The 16,904-nt window shown below is 65.9% G+C and carries 19 protein-coding genes; 7 read left to right on the top strand and 12 right to left on the bottom strand.

Going from position 1 to position 16,904, the window contains the following annotated elements; translation table 11 throughout:
• Positions 1–118: 118 nt before the first annotated feature.
• Complete coding sequence (locus HAP47_RS05950; protein WP_231168780.1) at positions 119–1,093, top strand: sensor histidine kinase; 975 nt, start codon at positions 119–121, stop codon at positions 1,091–1,093.
• 46 nt (positions 1,094–1,139) lie between these two features.
• Here the strand turns inward: HAP47_RS05950 and HAP47_RS05945 are convergent, their stop codons facing one another.
• From HAP47_RS05945 to ftsE, 4 genes are all read right to left on the bottom strand, one after another.
• Positions 1,140–1,901, bottom strand: coding sequence for a lysophospholipid acyltransferase family protein (locus HAP47_RS05945; protein ID WP_173639035.1), 762 nt, complete (start codon positions 1,899–1,901; stop codon positions 1,140–1,142).
• An 88-nt stretch (positions 1,902–1,989) separates the two neighbouring features.
• Entirely contained in the window at positions 1,990–2,706 is a 717-nt protein-coding gene (locus tag HAP47_RS05940; protein WP_173639036.1) for a YdcF family protein, read from the bottom strand.
• Between the two features lie 160 nt (positions 2,707–2,866).
• Positions 2,867–3,838: a cell division protein FtsX gene (locus HAP47_RS05935; protein WP_173639037.1), complete on the bottom strand. Its 972-nt coding sequence runs from the start codon at positions 3,836–3,838 to the stop codon at positions 2,867–2,869.
• A complete protein-coding gene (gene ftsE / locus HAP47_RS05930; RefSeq protein WP_021079468.1) occupies positions 3,831–4,490 on the bottom strand; it encodes a cell division ATP-binding protein FtsE in 660 nt (219 codons plus the stop codon). The genes HAP47_RS05935 and ftsE overlap by 8 nt, the downstream gene beginning before the upstream one ends.
• 172 nt (positions 4,491–4,662) lie before the next feature.
• Between ftsE and HAP47_RS05925 the strand changes: the two genes are divergently transcribed.
• Both HAP47_RS05925 and HAP47_RS05920 read left to right on the top strand, forming a co-directional pair.
• Complete coding sequence (locus HAP47_RS05925) at positions 4,663–5,520, top strand: MJ0042-type zinc finger domain-containing protein (RefSeq protein ID WP_173639038.1); 858 nt, start codon at positions 4,663–4,665, stop codon at positions 5,518–5,520.
• Between the two features lie 36 nt (positions 5,521–5,556).
• Positions 5,557–5,934: a response regulator gene (locus HAP47_RS05920; RefSeq protein ID WP_173639039.1), complete on the top strand. Its 378-nt coding sequence runs from the start codon at positions 5,557–5,559 to the stop codon at positions 5,932–5,934.
• Between the two features lie 96 nt (positions 5,935–6,030).
• Here HAP47_RS05920 and HAP47_RS05915 read toward each other — a convergent pair whose 3' ends face one another.
• Positions 6,031–8,646: a TIGR02302 family protein gene (locus HAP47_RS05915; protein WP_371821742.1), complete on the bottom strand. Its 2,616-nt coding sequence runs from the start codon at positions 8,644–8,646 to the stop codon at positions 6,031–6,033.
• 170 nt (positions 8,647–8,816) lie between these two features.
• On the opposite strand from HAP47_RS05915, the gene HAP47_RS05910 reads away from it, so the two are divergent.
• Both HAP47_RS05910 and HAP47_RS05905 read left to right on the top strand, forming a co-directional pair.
• Positions 8,817–9,200, top strand: a complete 384-nt coding sequence (locus tag HAP47_RS05910) for a carboxymuconolactone decarboxylase family protein (protein WP_018268955.1) — start codon at positions 8,817–8,819, stop codon at positions 9,198–9,200.
• Between the two features lie 196 nt (positions 9,201–9,396).
• Positions 9,397–10,308 (top strand): NAD(P)-dependent oxidoreductase, encoded by a 912-nt coding sequence (locus tag HAP47_RS05905; protein ID WP_173639040.1) that lies wholly within the window; start codon positions 9,397–9,399, stop codon positions 10,306–10,308.
• A gap of 213 nt (positions 10,309–10,521) precedes the next feature.
• Here HAP47_RS05905 and lysA read toward each other — a convergent pair whose 3' ends face one another.
• The 3 genes from lysA to argH form a co-directional block, all read right to left on the bottom strand.
• Positions 10,522–11,787 (bottom strand): diaminopimelate decarboxylase, encoded by a 1,266-nt coding sequence (gene lysA / locus HAP47_RS05900; RefSeq protein WP_173639041.1) that lies wholly within the window; start codon positions 11,785–11,787, stop codon positions 10,522–10,524.
• 16 nt (positions 11,788–11,803) lie between these two features.
• A complete protein-coding gene (gene lptM, locus HAP47_RS05895; RefSeq protein WP_173639042.1) occupies positions 11,804–12,073 on the bottom strand; it encodes an LPS translocon maturation chaperone LptM in 270 nt (89 codons plus the stop codon).
• A gap of 92 nt (positions 12,074–12,165) precedes the next feature.
• Positions 12,166–13,563, bottom strand: coding sequence for an argininosuccinate lyase (argH, locus tag HAP47_RS05890; protein ID WP_173639043.1), 1,398 nt, complete (start codon positions 13,561–13,563; stop codon positions 12,166–12,168).
• Between the two features lie 187 nt (positions 13,564–13,750).
• Between argH and tlpA the strand changes: the two genes are divergently transcribed.
• Positions 13,751–14,431 carry a thiol:disulfide interchange protein TlpA gene (tlpA, locus tag HAP47_RS05885; protein WP_231168779.1) on the top strand — a complete coding sequence of 227 codons (681 nt, stop codon included), beginning with the start codon at positions 13,751–13,753 and terminating at the stop codon, positions 14,429–14,431.
• On the opposite strand, the gene HAP47_RS05880 is transcribed toward tlpA, so the two are convergent.
• The 3 genes from HAP47_RS05880 to HAP47_RS05870 form a co-directional block, all read right to left on the bottom strand.
• Positions 14,432–14,620, bottom strand: coding sequence for a putative motility protein (locus HAP47_RS05880; protein WP_097673948.1), 189 nt, complete (start codon positions 14,618–14,620; stop codon positions 14,432–14,434).
• A gap of 68 nt (positions 14,621–14,688) precedes the next feature.
• The gene (locus tag HAP47_RS05875) at positions 14,689–14,907 is read right to left on the bottom strand and encodes a helix-turn-helix domain-containing protein (RefSeq protein ID WP_173639045.1); all 219 of its coding nucleotides are present in this window, start codon (positions 14,905–14,907) and stop codon (positions 14,689–14,691) included.
• 10 nt (positions 14,908–14,917) lie between these two features.
• Complete coding sequence (locus HAP47_RS05870; RefSeq protein WP_173639046.1) at positions 14,918–15,493, bottom strand: DUF2975 domain-containing protein; 576 nt, start codon at positions 15,491–15,493, stop codon at positions 14,918–14,920.
• An 85-nt stretch (positions 15,494–15,578) separates the two neighbouring features.
• Between HAP47_RS05870 and HAP47_RS05865 the strand changes: the two genes are divergently transcribed.
• A complete protein-coding gene (locus tag HAP47_RS05865; RefSeq protein WP_173639047.1) occupies positions 15,579–15,947 on the top strand; it encodes a chlorophyllide reductase in 369 nt (122 codons plus the stop codon).
• 22 nt (positions 15,948–15,969) lie between these two features.
• Here HAP47_RS05865 and HAP47_RS05860 read toward each other — a convergent pair whose 3' ends face one another.
• Positions 15,970–16,827, bottom strand: coding sequence for a LysR family transcriptional regulator (locus HAP47_RS05860; protein ID WP_210285262.1), 858 nt, complete (start codon positions 16,825–16,827; stop codon positions 15,970–15,972).
• Positions 16,828–16,904 lie beyond the last annotated feature (77 nt).

Here is a 16,904-nt window from a genome sequence, read left to right as displayed (position 1 = left end):
GTCGCTCGATGGCGCGGACCTGTCGCCTCCCGACATCCGTGACAGGCCCCCGCCGCCTCCGCCGCCTCGTCGGGCCGACGATCCGCCTTCACGAGGCCGCCCGGCACCGGCCGACGGCGTGGGTCCGGACGACCGCAGGCTCCACTTCCGCATCCTGAACGTGTCGGCATCCGGCGTTCCGGCTACGATCGTCGCGTCAGCGCCCAGGGATGCGGTGCTCGGACCATTATGGGAAGCGATGCGCACATTGGCGCTGTCGCTTGCCGTGCTCGGCATCGCGTTGATCGGTGCCATGCTGATCCAGGTTCGCCTCGGACTGCGACCGCTCGAGCGGCTTCGTCGCGCGGTCGCCGACGTACGATCAGGGCTTCGCGAACGTGTGCCGGATGCTCAGCCAAGCGAGGTACAGCCGCTGGCGACCGAACTCAATGCGCTGCTGGTCCAAAATGCCGCAAACCTCGATCGGGCGCGCAAGCACGTCTCCAACCTGGCACACGGCTTGAAGACGCCTCTCGCTACGCTGGCCATTGCGCTGCAGAAGCAGACGCCGGGATCCGATGATCTTCACGATCTCGTCGTGCTGATGGACCGCCGCATTCGCCATCATCTGGGGCGCGCCCGGTCGGCTGCACTCGGCGGTCCGGTCCGGACCAGAACGGCAGTCGCATCACGCGTCGCCGATCTTGCCCTGGTCCTCGGCAAGGTGAACGCCGATAAGGCGACAACCTTCGTCAACACCATCCCGCCCGGGCTTTCGGTGGCGTGCGAGCAGCAGGACATCGACGAGATGCTCGGAAACGTTTTGGAGAATGCGTTCTCCTGGTGCCGAAGCAAGGTTCTGGTCAGATCGAGCGAGGACGGCAGGAGCGCGGTCATCGTCGTGGAAGACGACGGACCGGGACTTTCGCCGGAGCAGATGTCGGCGGCGACGCAGGCCGGCCGACGGCTCGACGAGAGCTCTCCCGGATTCGGCTTCGGACTGTCGATCACGCGTGAACTCGCCGAGCTTTATGCCGGCTCCCTCGCTCTGGACCGGTCCTCGCTCGGCGGACTCCAGGTCGCGATACGCCTGCCTTCCGCCGGCATCGATTGACCAACCTCGGATGTGCCCGCCGGCGCGGAGCGTCGCAGCTCGCGCCCTACCCCTTCGCCGCACTCGGCACACCGCCGAACAATTGCGCCTGCTCGGCGCGGGCGGCTTCGACGATGCGGGTGGTGGCGGTTTCGATCTGGTCGCGCAGGCGGGTCATGAACTCGTCGCGCGGCAGGCCCGGCGGCAATGGATCGAGGAATTCGACCACCAGCGTCCCGGGATAGCGCATGAAGGTGCGGCGCGGCCAGAACAGCCCGGAATTGAGCGCGATCGGCAGGCACGGCACGCCGCTCTCGGCATAGATCTGCGCGACGCCGGCCTTGTAGTTCGGCGCAGCGCCGGGCGCGGTGCGGGTGCCTTCCGGGAAGATCACGAGTTGCCGGCCGAGCTTCACTTCGGCCGCCGCACGTTTCAGCGTCTTGACCAGCGAGCGCGGGCCGCCGCCGCGCTCGACCGAGATCATGCCGACCTTCTTCAGGTACCAGCCGAACACCGGGATCATCATCAGCTCGCGCTTGAGGATGAACAGCGGATGCTCGAAGAAGCGCACCAGCGCGAACGTCTCCCAGAACGACTGGTGCTTCGAAGCGACGACCAGCGGCCCGCTCGGAATCTTCTCGACGCCGCGAAACTCGATCCTGATGTTGCAGATCACCCGCATCAGGAACAGGCTGGTGTTGGCCCACGCGGCCTCGATCGCTATCATCGCGCCGCGCGGCAGCAGCAGCGCCGGCAGCGCGACGATGCAGAGCACCACCAGCACCAGATAGAACAGCACGTTGAAGATCAGCGAGCGCAGAAAAATCATTTCGGTCCTTGTTTGAGCATGATCTCCGCGCAAACGCGTTCCGCGTCGGTCGCGAGGAAAAACCGCTCCGCACCTTTCCGGAACATGCCTAGTCCTTGTTCGCCTGCGCCGTCGCCGGGCGATGTGGCGCGGCTGGCGGCTCGGCGAGATCGAAGGTCAGGTCGAGGCCTAGATCGGCCAGCCGCACCCGCATCTCCGCGGCGACATATTTGGCGTATTCCGATAGCAAGAGACGGAACGTTCCGCCACTCGTCCACCACGGCTCGTCGCGCCATTTGTCGCCGACGACCGCGAACGGGATCAGCGTGATATCGGGCATCGCATGTGACAGTTCCACGATCGCACGTGGCATGTGGTAGTTCGAGGTCACCACGATCAGCGACTTGAAGCCGCGTTCGTGCGCCCAGCGCCGCGTCTCCGCCGCATTGCTGCGGGTATTCACAGCAGAGCGGTCGAGATCGACGCAGCACCGCATCAGCCCCTGGCTGTCCGGCACCGAGCGCGAAATGTCGTTGGCGTCGTTGGTCGGATGCACGCCGGAGATCAGCAGGCGCTTGCCGTAACCCGCCGCCAAAAGCTCCATCGCGTCGGATACCCGCGACGAGCCGCCGGTCAGCACCACGATGCCGTCGGCGTTGTGCGGCGGGTCGGTCTCGACGCCGCGCAATTGCGACAGGAAGTCGATGAAGCCGACCGCAGCGGCGACGAAGGCAAGCGCCAGCGGCACGACGATGACGACGCGCAGCCAGCCGCGCGGTTGCGCGGCATGGCCTTTCGGCGACGTATCGTCGGGCTGCAAACTCATGTGATGCTGATATCCTTCCCCCCCGGGGATTTTAGAGCATGATCCGCAAAAGTGGAAACCGGTTTTGCCCGGCCCGGGCGGCGCGGATACTCGCGAAATCACACTCGGGCGACGTACAGCGATCACGAAACCGGCCCCATGATTGCGACGCCGCGGGGCGTCAGTCGATGTCGTCGAGCGTGGCGAACAGGGTGCGCCGCGACGCCCATGCGGTGATCGCCGCGATCAGCACCGCCTGCAACGCCAGGACGAGGTAGCCCGACGGACGCAGCGAGAACGTGCCGAGCAGGGCCGCGAACTGGTCGCCCACCGGCGTGCCGGAGAACCAGTTGGCGATCGACTCGGAGAAGCCAAACGCCAGCATCGCCGCGCCGCCGCCGATCAGCCCGCCCTCGAGACCGAGCCGGAGGAAATGCCGCAGGAAGCGGTTGGCAATGAAGCTGTCGCCGGCGCCGACGAAATGCAGCACCTCGACGATCGGACGGTTGGCGGCCATCGCGCCGCGGGTCGCGAACGACACCGAGATGATGGTGGCGATGATCACGAGGATCAGGATGCCGACGCCGGCAAATACCGTGGCGCCGGTCATCGAGCGCATGCGCTCGATCCAGGCGCGATGATCGTCGACACTTGCGGTCGGCGCCACCTGCGTCACCCGCGCGCGTAAGCCGGCGAGATCGAGCGTGGTGCCGGGCTGCACCCGCGCCACGATGACGCGCGGCACCGGCAGTTCGTCGATCGAAAGCCCGCTGCCGAGCCAGGGCTCCAGCAGCTTGGCGGATTCCTCCTTGCTGAACGGACGGACCTCGAGAATGCCGGACTGCGACCGCATCGCCTCCACGGCGGCCTGCGCGTCGCGATCAAGGTCGCGGCCCGGTGCCGGCCGCACCTGGATGGTGATCTCGCTCGACACTTCGGACTGCCATTCGGCCGCCGACGCGCTGACCAGCAGCACGGTGCCCGTCGTCAGCGAGGCGAGGAAGGTCATGATCGCGACCACCGCGACCAGCGCGCGGCCCGAGATCGAGGCGCGCGGCACGATCGGCGACATGTTGCGCGCGGTGGCCGGGACCTGCGGGCGCTCGCGCCCGAGATCGACCAACGACACTTTCTCGTCGCCGCTCCTACTCATAGATGTGCAGCCGTCCCTGATGCAGCACCAGCCGCCGCGCCTCGTATTGATCCATCAATGTAATGTCGTGGGTCGCGATGATAACCGCGGTGCCCGATTTGTTGAGCTCGATGAACAGCCGCAACAGGCGGCGCCCGAGCGTCGGATCGACGCTGCCGGTCGGCTCGTCCGCCAGCAGCAATTGCGGCCGCGAGATCACCGCGCGCGCGATCGCCGCGCGCTGCTTCTCGCCGCCCGACAGGATCGGCGGCAGCGCATCCATGCGCTCGCCGAGGCCGACCCATTTCAAGAGGTCGATCACCTCGCGGCGATAGGTCGATTCCTCGCGGCCCATCACGCGGAAGGGCAGCGCGACGTTCTCATAGGTCGTCATGTGGTCGAGCAGGCGGAAATCCTGCAGCACGATGCCGATGCGCTTGCGCAGGTCGGCGACCTGGTCCTTGCTCAGCAGGGAGACGTCCTTGCCGAACAAGTTGACCAGCCCGCGGGTCGGCCGCAGCGACAGGAACAACAGCCGCAGCAGCGAGGTCTTGCCCGCGCCGGACGGCCCGGTCAGGAACTGGAACGAATGGGCCGGAATCATGAAGGAGAGGTCGCGCAAAATCTCCGGGCCGAGCCCGTAGCGCAGACCGACATTTTCGAACCGAACCAATGCGCTAGCTCCGTTCGAGAGGGCCTGTGGCCCAATACCCAACAAAGACGGCCCGAACCCCCGCCGAGCGGCCGCGAACCGCACAGAAAGCTTGTGCGTCGGTTATGGTTTCCGATTCGTTAACGGTCGCTCAGTAGCATCCGGGCATACCACACGGTGGAGATTCGGCTCCATGCATATCGTTTGCCCGCATTGTACAACATCCTATGCCATCAATCCGGCCACCCTGGGCGAGGCCGGACGCACGGTCCGTTGTTCCCGCTGCCGCGAGGTCTGGCTGGCCCGGCCGGAGGACGCGATCGGGGCGACCGCACCCACTCTGGCCTACGAGGCCGCAGGCTCCAATCTCGCCGCCGAATGGGAGGCGATGGGCCGCGAGGAGGCTGACGCGACCCCGATGGTCGAGAGCCCCTCGATTTCGGCCGATTTACCCGCCGACGAGGACGCCGCCACGGCGTGGCCGGCGGCGGCCGAGGCGGATGCCGCCGCCCACGCCGGCACCCAGGACGCCGGAAAGCGCCGCTTCCGCCTGCGGCTTCCCCGCCTGTTCCGCCTGCCCTCCCTGCCCCGGATTCCCTTCATTCCCGTGATCGGCGCCCTGCCGACCACCTGCGCCGCGATGGGCGCACTGATCATTGCGCTGTTCGTCTGGCGCAACGACGTGGTGCGGCTGCTGCCGCAGACCGCGCTGTTCTACAAGATGGTCGGGCTCGACGTGAATTTGCGCGGCCTCGCCTTCAAGGACCTCAAGATCACCAACGAGACCGTGGACGGCAAGCCGGTGCTGGTGATCGAAGGCATGATCGTCGGCCAGACCAGGAAGCCGGTCGAATTGCCACGGCTGCGTTTCTCGGTCCGTGATGCCCAGGGCGCCGAAATCTATGCCTGGAATGCGGTGCTGGAGCAGCCGGTGCTCAATCCCGGGGAGCGTGCCTTCTTCAAGTCGCGCCTCGCCTCGCCGCCGCCCGAAGGCCGCAATATCGACGTACGCTTCTTCAACAAGCATGATCTCACCGGCGGCCGCGCCTGAGCCGCCGGCTAGCAGTTTCGGAAACCGACCATCACCATGACGCGTGTTCTGATCGCCGACGACGAAGACTCGATGCGCTCGCTGGTCGCGCGCGCCATCGCGATGGACGGCCATGAGACCGTGACCGCGCAGGACGGCGCCGAGGCGCTGGAGATGCTGACGCGCGATGAGGGCGCGTTCGACCTGCTGCTGACCGACATCCAGATGCCCATCATGGATGGCATCGCTCTGGCGCTGACCGCGGCCCGCGATTTCCCCGAGCTGAAGATCCTGCTGATGACCGGCTTCGCCCATCAGCGCGAACGCGCCTCAGGCCTCGAGGCGATCGTGCATGACGTGGTAACCAAGCCGTTCTCGATCGCCGATATCCGCACCGCGGTTGCCGACGCGCTGGCGGCAAGGAAGGCGAGTTAGGGCGTCATTGCGGGGCGAAGCAACTCGCCTCACATTCTGATTCTGTGTCATTCCCCGCGAACAAGCGGGACCATGACAGTGGAGAGTGCGGAGAGACTAGTAATCCTTCAGCAGCCGCTCGATGTAGTCGAGCTCGATCTGCGGCCGTGACGGGTCGGCGAGACGGCGGCGCAGCTCTTCGAGGATGCGGCGGACGCGCTGGACGTCGATCTCGCCGGGGATCTTCACCGTGTAGTCGTCGCCGAATTCGCGGCCGTGCAGCGGACGGCCGAGCGGATCGGTCTGGTTGCCGCCGCTCTGCTGGCGGCCGGCGCGGTTGCCCGGGCCGTCGCCGGGCTGGTCGCCATCGCCCTGCTGCATCGCGTCGGCGAGGCTCTGGGCGCCCTTGCGCAGCGCATCCAGCGCGCGGCCCTGCGAATCCACCGCACCGTCGGCATTGCCTTCGCCGAGCCGCCCGGAGGCATCGCCCATCGCGGAATCGGCCTGGTCGAGCCCGTCGCCGTCATCGCCCTGATCGCCGCCCTGGTCGCCCTGCTGCGCCTGATCGCCCTTCTGGCCTTGCCCCTTCTGGCCCTTCTGGCCGCGCTGCTCCGGACCCATGCCGCGCTTCGCGAGCTCTTCCTGCAGCTTCTTCAGGCGGTCGCGCAGCGCCTGCTGATCCTGCTGCAGGTCGCCCATCGACTGGTCACCCTGCTTGCCGCGCATCCGGTCGCGGCGGGAATCCTGGCCCTGCTTGAAGGTCTTGTCGCGCAATTGCTGCTGCTTGCGGATCATGTCGCCGAGCTCGTTGAGCGACTGCTGCATGTCGTCGTCGCCCTGGTTGGGCTGCGCCATCTGCAGGTTTTCCAGCATCTGCTGCATCTGTTCCAACAACTGCCGCGCCGCGTCCTTGTCGCCGGAGCGTGACAGCCGCTCCATGCGGTCGAGCATGTTCTTGAGATCCTGCTGACTCAGCATCTTGGCGTTGGGATCGAGCGGCCGAGCCAGCTGCTGCGGATTGTTGCGGTACTGCTCGGCGAGCTGGCGCAGGAAATTGTCCAGCGCCGCGCGCAGATTGTCGGTGAGCTTCTTGATTTCCTCGTCGCTCGCACCGCGCTCCAGCGCCTGCTTGAGCGCATCCTGCGCAGCACGCAGCGCCTTGTCGACATCGGTGATGTTGCCGTCCTCGATGGTGACGGCGAGCGCCCACAGGCTGGCGACGACCTCGCGCAGCTGGTCGTCGGTGCGCGCCGCCTCGAGCTGGCGGCTCACGGTGTGGAGGCCGAGATAATAGCCGGTCTCCGGCATGAACATTTCCGGCGCGATCATCAGCGCGTCGAGCGCGGCATAGACCTGGCCGTTCTGGTTGGCATCGAGCGCCAGGATACGGCGCTGCTCGATCAGCGCGCGCGCCAGGGGCTTGGTGAACAGGCGCTCGGGCAGCCGCATGTTGAACGGCTCGCTCTTGCCCTCATTGCCGGCCTCGTCCTTGGCGGTCAGCGTCAGCGTCACGTCGGCGCCGGCGTAAGGGTCCTCGCTGAGATCCTTGACCGTCTGGCCGACGCCGTTGCGGGTGCGCGCATTTGGCAGCACCAGCGGAAATTGCGGCGGCTCGAACAGCGGACGCGGCTGCGCCGCCTTGCCGTCGGCATCTTTCGGCGCATCGGCCGGCCGTGCCGCGAACTGCGCGCGCGCTTCGGTGACGCCGTAATCGTCCTCGAGCCTGTAGGACATCTGCACGGCGCCGCGCGCCTGCCGCTCCGGATCCTTGGCGAGCGCAATCGACGGCGGGCGGTCCGGCGTCGCGGTAAATTTCCACTGCGGCTGGCCGGCCGGCGCGCGGACATGCGCGGTGCCGTCTCCGGTGATCTTGAAATGCCGCTCATTGGTGCCCTTGGGCGCCTGCCCCTCCGGCGCGACCTCGGCGACGCCGCCGCCGACCACGACGTCGATGGTGCCACCGCTGGAGCGCACCAGCAGCGTGCTGCCGGCCGGAACCGCGAGCGGCGTCGCGTCGGCCGCGGCGGCGTCCTTGTTGGCGTTGGACAGGATGATCGGCGGCTTGCCGGTATAGTTCGGCGGCGTCACCCAGGCGTCGACCCGGACATTCGCCGGCGCCATGATGCCGTTCCAGTCGAACGCGGAGGCGACCCGCAGGCCGCGCTCGTCGCCGGCGGCGACATAGGCCGCGACCAGCATCACGATGACCAGCGCGCGCAGCGCCCAGGGATCGTGCAACGAGACGCGCGGCCGCGGCAGCCCGGCGCGGATGCGCTTGATCGAGGCCAGTGTGCGCTCGCGCTGAGCCTGCCACAGCGCCAGCGCGAACGGATCCTTGTTGGTGAGCGTGTCGGAGAGCGTGGTCGCCGGGCGATGGCGGACGCCGGCGCCGCGGTCGAGCCGGCTCAGGCCCTCCTCGCGGCTCGGCCAGCGGAAGCGCAGCAGCGGCGCCAGCGCCACGAGCGCGACAATGCCAAACAGGGCGGCTCCGGCCACGCGCGCGGCAAACGGCAGCGCCAGCCACAGCCCGGCCCAGGACGCGACCAGGAATAAACCGGCGACTGTCAGGAACCGCGCCAGATGTGGCCACGCCCGCTCCCACGCAATCGCAAATTTCGCCCGCTGCAGAGCCTCGGTCAGCTTCAGTTGCGTCAGCTTCAGCCGCGCGTCCGCATCGCTGTCGTTGACGGCGCGTGACGGGTTCTCAGACGGGTCGATGTTGGCTCCGCTCAATAAGATCTCCGGGGTAGCCGGCAGGTCACCCTAGCACAGCGGCGGCTTTGAGGCACCCGTTCCGGGGCGTAACCCACACTGGGAAATACGCATAACACGAAGGCGTGACTGCGGCGGTTCGACCCCGTAACGTCCCGGCCGAACCAACGCCTTACGCATGAGGAAACGACATGGATCAGAAGACGCACGACAAGGGGCTCGAAATCCGCAAGGCGGTGCTCGGCGAGGCCTATGTCAACAATGCGCTGAAGAATTCGGACAGCTTCAACAAGCCGTTCCAGGAACTCGTCACCGAATATTGCTGGGGCGCGGTCTGGGGCCGCGAGGAATTGCCGCGCAAGACGCGCAGCATGCTCAACCTCGCCATGATCTCGATCCTGAACCGCCCGCACGAGCTGAAGGCGCACATCAAGGGCGCGCTGACCAACGGCGTGTCGCGCGACGAGATCCGCGAGATCTTCATGCAGGTCTCGATCTATGCCGGCATCCCGGCCGGCGTCGACAGCTTCCGCATCGCGCGCGAAGTGTTCGCCGAACTCGACAACAAGGCGTGAGAGAACCCCACTCGTTGTCGTCCCGGCCAAGCGAAGCGCGAGCCGGGACCCATAACCACAGCTCGCCGTGGTTACGACGGCTGTGGCCTCATCTGAACCAAACTACCTAATCTTGGGGTCATGGGTCCCTGCTTTCGCAGGGACGACATCGATTAGGGCACGCGCATCGCACATAACGACGTAGAGGAAGCGACTCATGGAAATCGGATTCATCGGCCTCGGGAAGATGGGCTTCCCGATGGCGCGCCGGCTCATCGAGGCCGGCCACAAGCTCACCGTGTTCGACACAAGCAAGGACGCGCTCGATCGGCTGGCTGCGCTCGGCGCCGCGGTTGCGACGTCGCCGAAGGACATCGCCGACCGCGTCGAGACCGTGATGGCGAGCCTGCCCTCGCTGCAAGCCTCACTCGAGGTCGCGACCGGCACAGGCGGCGTGATCGAGGGCAAGCGCGTCAAGCGCTTCATCGATCTCTCCACCGTCGGCTCGCAGATGGCGGTGAAGATCCACGACCTGCTGGCCAAGAAGAACATCGTGCAGATCGACAGCCCGGTCTCCGGCGGCGTCTCCGGCGCCGAGAAGGGCACGCTGGCGGTGATGGTGTCGGGCCCGCGCGCCGATTTCGAGCTGGTGAAAGGCGCGCTCGACGTCATCGGCAAGGTGTTCTTCATCGGCACCAAGCCGGGCTCCGGCCAGACCATGAAGCTCGCCAACAACTTCCTGTCGGCGACCGCGATGGTTGCGACCTCGGAAGCGGTGGTGATGGGCGTGAAGTCCGGGCTCGATCCGGCCGTGATGATCGACGTGATCAACGCAGGCTCCGGGCTGAACACCGCGAGCCGCGACAAGTTTCCGCGTTCGGTGCTGCCGCGCAGCTTCGACTTCGGTTTCGCCACCGGCCTGATGGTGAAGGACGTCCGACTCGCGGTCGAGGAAATGCGCTCGCTCGGGCTGTCGATGGAAGTCGCCGAAGCGGTCGGCCGACTCTGGGAAGTCATCATCCGCGACGAGGGACCGGAGTCGGATTTCACCGCGGCGATCAAGCCGATCGAAAAGGCCGCGGGCGTGATCGTGGGTGGTGGCGGAAAAGGCAGTCACGCAGCGAAGTAACGTTCTCGCCGAAATAAACACTGTCGTCCCGGGCAAGCCAACGGGCCGGCGCGAAGCGCCGCCCGTTGATAAGCTCCGCGCGACCCGGGACCCATAACAGAGTTTCGTGGCTTGGCTGAGCTGGAGCCCCAGCTCAGCACAACAATCAAGAGCGGTGGTTATGGGTCCCTGCTTTCGCAGGGACGACACCGATTATGGAGCGCCGCTGGCGGCTCACAGCCAGGGCGCGGGCTTGTCCATCGCGATCAGCGCGTCGACGTCGATGCGCGGGCGGACCACGGCGTACTGATCGTCCTTGACCAGCACTTCCGGCACCAGTGGCCGCGTGTTGTAGGTGCCGGCCTGCACCGCGCCATAGGCGCCGGCGGTCATGATCGCCAGCAGATCGCCGGCCTTCGGCTGCGGCAGCGAACGGTCGAGCGCGAGATAATCGCCGGTCTCGCAGACCGGGCCGACCACGTCGGCGACCATGGTCGGCGTGCCCTGTGCAGGCTGGCGCACCGGCAGGATATCGTGATGCGCTTCATACAGCGTCGGCCGGATCAGGTCGTTCATCGCGGCGTCGATGATCACGAAGTTCTTGGCATCGCCCGGCTTCACATGGATCACGCGGGTGACGAGGATGCCGGCATTGCCGACGATCAGGCGGCCCGGCTCGAACATCAGCGTGCAGCCGAGATTATGCGTGACGCGCTTGACCATCGCGGCATAGGCGGCCGGCGGCGGCGGCGCGGCGCGATCCATGTAATAGGGAATGCCGAGGCCGCCGCCGAAATCGACATGCGAGATGTTGTGGCCGTCGGCGCGCAGCGTCTGCACGAATTCGGCGAGCAGCCGGAACGCTGCCTCCAGCGGGCCGAGATCGGTGATCTGGCTGCCGATATGCACGTCGGTGCCGGTGACCTGAATCCCCGGCAATTTCGCCGCGCGGGCATAGACCTCGCGGGCGCGCGCGATCGGAATGCCGAACTTGTTCTCCGACTTGCCGGTCGAGATCTTGGCGTGGGTGCCGGCATCGACGTCGGGATTGACCCGCACCGAGATGCGCGCGGTCGTCTTCATCTCGACCGCAAGGCGCGACAGCATCTCGAGCTCGGGCTCGGACTCGATATTGATGCAGAGGATGTCGGCGGCGAGCGCGGCGCGCAGCTCGCCCTCGGTCTTGCCGACGCCGGAGAACAGTATCTTCGACGGCGGGATGCCCGCCGCGAGCGCCCGCTTCAACTCACCGCCGGACACCACGTCGGCGCCGGCGCCGAGCTTGGCCAGCGTGCGCAGCACCGACTGGTTGGAGTTGGCCTTCATCGCGTAGCAGACAAGCGCCTTCTCGCCGGCGAAGGCCTCGGTGAAGACGCGGTAGTGCCGCTCCAGCGTCGCCGTCGAATAGCAATAGAACGGCGTGCCGACGGCCTCCGCCAGCTCAATGAGATTGACCGCCTCGGCATGCAGCACGCCGTTGCGATAGTCGAAATGGTTCATGACAGGCTTTTAGATACTAGTTGCCGAGCAGCGGATCGAGGACAAAGGACCGTTTATTGCCTTTCGACGCGGCCGGCGCGGCATCCGAGCCATAGGTCGGATTGAACACGCTGGGCTGTGCCGCCCGCTCTCTCTCGGTGTCGCCCGGTGCTGTGGCCGGCGCGGCGTTCGCGGTCGGCGGCAGGTCGAGCGGTCCCTTGCGGCCGCAGCCGCCGAGCGCAAGCGTTGCAGCGCTCAGCACAATGATGGCCCATCCCGAGGGGGTCAGGCGGTTCTTGCTAATCACGACGAATTCCCCAATTTGGGCGGCACCATACAAACATTGGCGTGCTCTGGCGAGAGGCGGAGCGCCATGAAATCACGGCCAAATTTTCCGGATCAGCCCAATTTTCGCTCTTTTTCCAGCCGCTTGGCCCAGGCCTTGGCCTGCGCCATCACATTCTTCGGGGCCGTGCCGCCGAACGAGGTCCGGCTCTTGACCGAGGATTCGACGCTGAGCACCTTCAGCGCCTCTGCCGTAATCTTCGGCTCGACCTCCTGCATGGCCGCAAGCGGCAGCTCGTGCAGCGCCACGCCCTGTGCCGAGGCCAGGCCGACGATGCGCCCGGTCACGTGGTGGGCGTCGCGGAACGGCATTTTCAGGGTGCGCACCAGCCAGTCGGCCAGGTCGGTCGCGGTGGCGTAGCCCTCACCGGCCGCGGCCTTCATCTTGGCTTCGTCCGGCACCAGATCCTCGACCATGCCGGTCATGGCGCGGATCGCGAGCGACAGCGCCTCGAACGCCTCCATGGCGCCCTGCTTGTCCTCCTGCATATCCTTTTGATAGGCGAGCGGCAGGCCCTTCATCACGATCAGGAGCGCGGTCAGCGCACCGATCACGCGGCCGGTCTTGGCGCGTACCAGCTCGGCGGCGTCCGGGTTGCGCTTCTGCGGCATGATCGACGAGCCGGTCGTGAACTTGTCGCTGAGCTTGACGAGACCGACCAGCGGTGAGGTCCAGATCACGATCTCCTCGGCGAAGCGTGACATATGCACCGCGCAGATCGCGGCCGCCGACAGCGTTTCCAGCACGAAATCGCGATCGGACACCGCGTCGAGCGAATTGGCCATCGGCCGGTCGAAGCCAAGCGCCTTGGCGGTAGCAGTGCGGTCGATCGGAAACGAGGTGCCGGCGAGCGCGGCGGCGCCGAGCGGTGATTCGTTCAGCCGCTTGCGCGCATCGGCGAAGCGGCCACGGTCGCGGCCGGCCATCTCGACATAGGCCAAGAGATGATGACCGAAGGTCACCGGCTGCGCGGTCTGCAGATGGGTGAAGCCCGGCATCACGGTTCCGGCATGCTCCAGCGCGCGATCGACCAGCGCCTGCTGGAACGCGGCCAGCGCGGCCTCGGTCTCGTCGATCGTGTCGCGGACATAGAGCCGGAAATCGGTCGCGACCTGGTCGTTGCGCGAGCGCGCGGTATGCAGCCGGCCTGCGGCGGGCCCGATCAATTCGGAGAGCCGCGACTCGACATTCATATGGATGTCCTCGAGCGCGCGCTTGAAGTCGAAATCGCCCTTGCCGATTTCTGACAAAATCGTGTCTAGACCTTTGCCGATATTTTTCGCATCAGCTGACGTGATGATGCCCTGCGCGGCGAGCATCGCGGCGTGGGCCTTGGACGCGGCAATGTCCTGGGCGTAAAGGTGACGGTCGACGTCGATGGAGACGTTGATTTCCTCCATGATGGCGTCGGGACGTTCCGAGAACCGGCCGCCCCACATCTTGTTGCTCATGACATCTCGCTCACGAATTCGTATTTCAGGCCTTGCGGTTTCATCGCCGGAGCGGCGAAACAGCGTGGCGGTTCCGATCGTATTAGTCCGTTGTTTGGGCATGATCTTTTCGGAAAACCGCTTCGCACTTTTCCGGATCATGCTCCAGCCACTGCTTAGCCACATCTGACCCAGGATGACAAACGATATGCCCGAGACGACCCCATCCGAACCGACCGCCAAGCCGACGGCCAAATGGCGCATCCCGCTGGTGATCGGCGCCGTGCTGGCCGGGGCCGTGATCGGCTATGTCGGAGTCTCCGGCCTCAGGCATCCCGCCGGCGGCGACGTCGCCTGCAACAGCGCGGTGGACCTGGCGAAGAAGATCGCCCCGCTCGCCCATGGCGAGGTCGCGGCGCTGACCATGGCGACCACTCCGCTAAGGCTTCCCGACCTGACCTTCGAGGACGCCAACGGCCAGCCGAAGAAACTCTCGGACTGGCGCGGCAAGACGGTGCTGGTCAATTTGTGGGCGACCTGGTGCGTGCCCTGCCGCAAGGAAATGCCGGCGCTCGACAGTCTGCAGACCAAGCTCGGAGGCAAGGATTTCGAGGTGGTCGCGATCAACATCGATACCCGCGACCCCGACAAGCCGAAGAACTTCCTGAAGGAAGCCAATCTGACCAATCTCGGTTATTTCAGCGACCAGAAAGCCAAGGTCTTTCAGGACCTTAAGAACATAGGCAAGGCGCTGGGCATGCCGACTTCGGTGCTGGTCGACGGCAAGGGCTGCGAAATCGCCAATATCGCCGGTCCCGCCGAATGGGCGAGCGACGATGCGATCAAGCTGGTGAAGGCGGCGTTAGCCCCGGCCCCGGCGGGGTTCTGATCAGGCGACGGCGTTGAGGTTGCCGCCGACGCCGGGACCGAGATTGGCGGTCGACGGCGTACCGAGCAGGGTTTGAACCGCGAACTTTTCCGCATCGAGGTTCTGCTTGGTCACGCGGGTCGCGATCTCACCCTGCAAATTACCCTGCTGCATCGACAGGATGCTCGACACCATGCTCATCATGTCCATACGCGGCACTCCCAAACTTGCCCTTGCGTAGCGCGTGAAAGTTAATGCTTGGGTAACGGATTGCCGCGTCAGGCTGACGCATCGTCGTCCTCATGGCGCAAGAGATCGCCGGGCTGGCACTTCAGATAGTTGCAGATCCGCTCCAGCGTATCGAACCTGACGCCCTTCACCTTGCCCTGCTTGAGCAGTGACAGATTGGCCTCGGTGATCCCGACATATTCGGCAAGCTCCTTCGATTTCACGTTGCGCTCGGCGAGCATCACGTTGAGCCGGACCCGGATCGGCATCGCAACGGCCTCAGACGAATTGCGCGTGCTCGTCGGCGATCGCACTGGCTTCGGCCATCACCCAGGCCGTCACCGCGACCAGACCGGCGAACAGCAGCGCCAGCAGCGTGTCGGAGCCGAGCACGATGACTATGGACTTGCCCTGCGCGTAGGTTTGCCAGCTCAGCAGGATTGAAAGCAACGCGCCGATCACCGGCTTCAGCAGGGTCGACAGCAGCATCGCAATCGCAAGGTCACGCAACCCCGCGACGTTTGCGGCCGTGAAGAAGCGCCCTGCCGCGAACGACGTGAAAGCGCGGCGCACGCGCGACAAGCCCCAGATCAGACAGCCGAGCGGCAACGCCGACACCACGAGACTCATCAGGCGGACAAGCCAACCGATCGGATGGAACGCAATGCCGGTCAGCCCTGCATCGCGCAGGATCGCCTCATCCGGGCTCGCCAGCCAATAGGCCGGCAATCCGACCGCAAGCACGAACGAGATGCCGGTGCACGCATACGCAAGCACCCGGCTAACCGCGCGGATGCGTTCGAGGCGGGCCGGCCGCGCGGATGGGGAAAGCTCTGACGAGAGGGACACGGACATGGCTCGACCTCGGGATTGCTGATCCAATATTATTGTTTTACGATAATTAATATCTGCAAGTCAACATACCTCAGGAGATGAAGTCATGCTCATTCGTCCGGCTCACGCCATCAGCGCCGTGCTTCTATTGACGACAACGGCGCATGCGCAGCCCTCGACATCGCGCGGACAAATCTCGGTTGCGCAGGTCTGGGCCATGCTGGACCAGGCCGCGACCAATCCGACCGCGCGGCAGACGTTGACGGCCTATCTGGCCGGTACCGGCGAAACCGCCGGCTGGCTGCTCGATGCCGCGCGCGGCCTGCCGCCCTGCGCGCGGCGGCTGACGCTCGACGCGCAGCAGGCCCGTGAGGCGATCGCAAGCGCGGCTGCCACTGCCGCGACCGAGACACCGGCCACGCCGCTGATCATCCGCGACATGCTCAAACGCGCAGGATGCCGCCTGACGGAATGAGGAGCGGCCAATGCTTGCGAGGTCAGGCCGCGTTCGCGGCAAAGGCCGCACCGAGGGTGCGTAGCGCCTGCCGTGTCCGCGCGTCCGACAACTTCGAGTGAAGCATGACGTCGCGCGACGGCAATGGCGGCAGGCCAAGCCGCGGCCCCAGGTCGACGGTATCCGCAGGCGCTACCCGGCGCGCCAGCGCGGCGACGGCGAGCCCTGCGGATATCGCGGCCCCGATCGTCGAAAGCCCGCCACCGACGAACGCTTCGGTCCAGGCGATGCCGGCGGCGTCGAGAGTCTCAACCGCCATGGCGCGCACGCTGCAGGGCTCGGCTTGCGTCGCCAGGCGCAGCAGCTCGCCGGGCCGATGGTGAAAATCGGGCGCGGCCATCCAGCCGAAAGGTTCTTCGAACAGCACGTCGCCATCGCGGCGCTTGGCGTCGTGGCGCAGCACGATCGCAGCATGGACCCTGCCGTCGTCAAATGCGCTGAGCACCGAACGTGACGTATCGACATGCAACTGGATCACCAGTCCTGGATCGGTGGCGTTCATCCGCTTCAACAGCGAGGCCAATTCCGATCCGACGATGTGATGGCTGATGCCGACGACAAGCCGTCGATGCTCGACCGCAAACGCCCCGATCGCCGATTGATGCGCAGCCACCAGATTGCGCGCAGCGCCGAGGAAGGCGGTGCCCTCCGCCGACAGCCGGACCAGCCGCGGCGTCCGCTCCAGGAGCCGCCGGCCGAGCCCATCTTCCAGCCGCTTGATCTTCAGGCTGACCGCGGACTGCGTGGTCTCCATGGCCTGCGCCGCGCGCGTGAAGCTGCTGAGGTCCGCGACCAGGACAAAGGCCTGCACCGCCTCGACGTCGAGTGCTTTCATGGCCATCTATTTAAATTAACAATCATTGAAATATCATATCATACCGTTTTTAAATGATCAAGGAGCCCCTAGGATTGGCGCAC

The sequence above is a fragment of the Bradyrhizobium sp. 41S5 genome, assembly GCF_011516665.3.
GTDB classification, from domain to species: Bacteria; Pseudomonadota; Alphaproteobacteria; order Rhizobiales; family Xanthobacteraceae; genus Bradyrhizobium; species Bradyrhizobium quebecense.
This window is presented reverse-complemented; position numbering and strand designations above follow the sequence as displayed.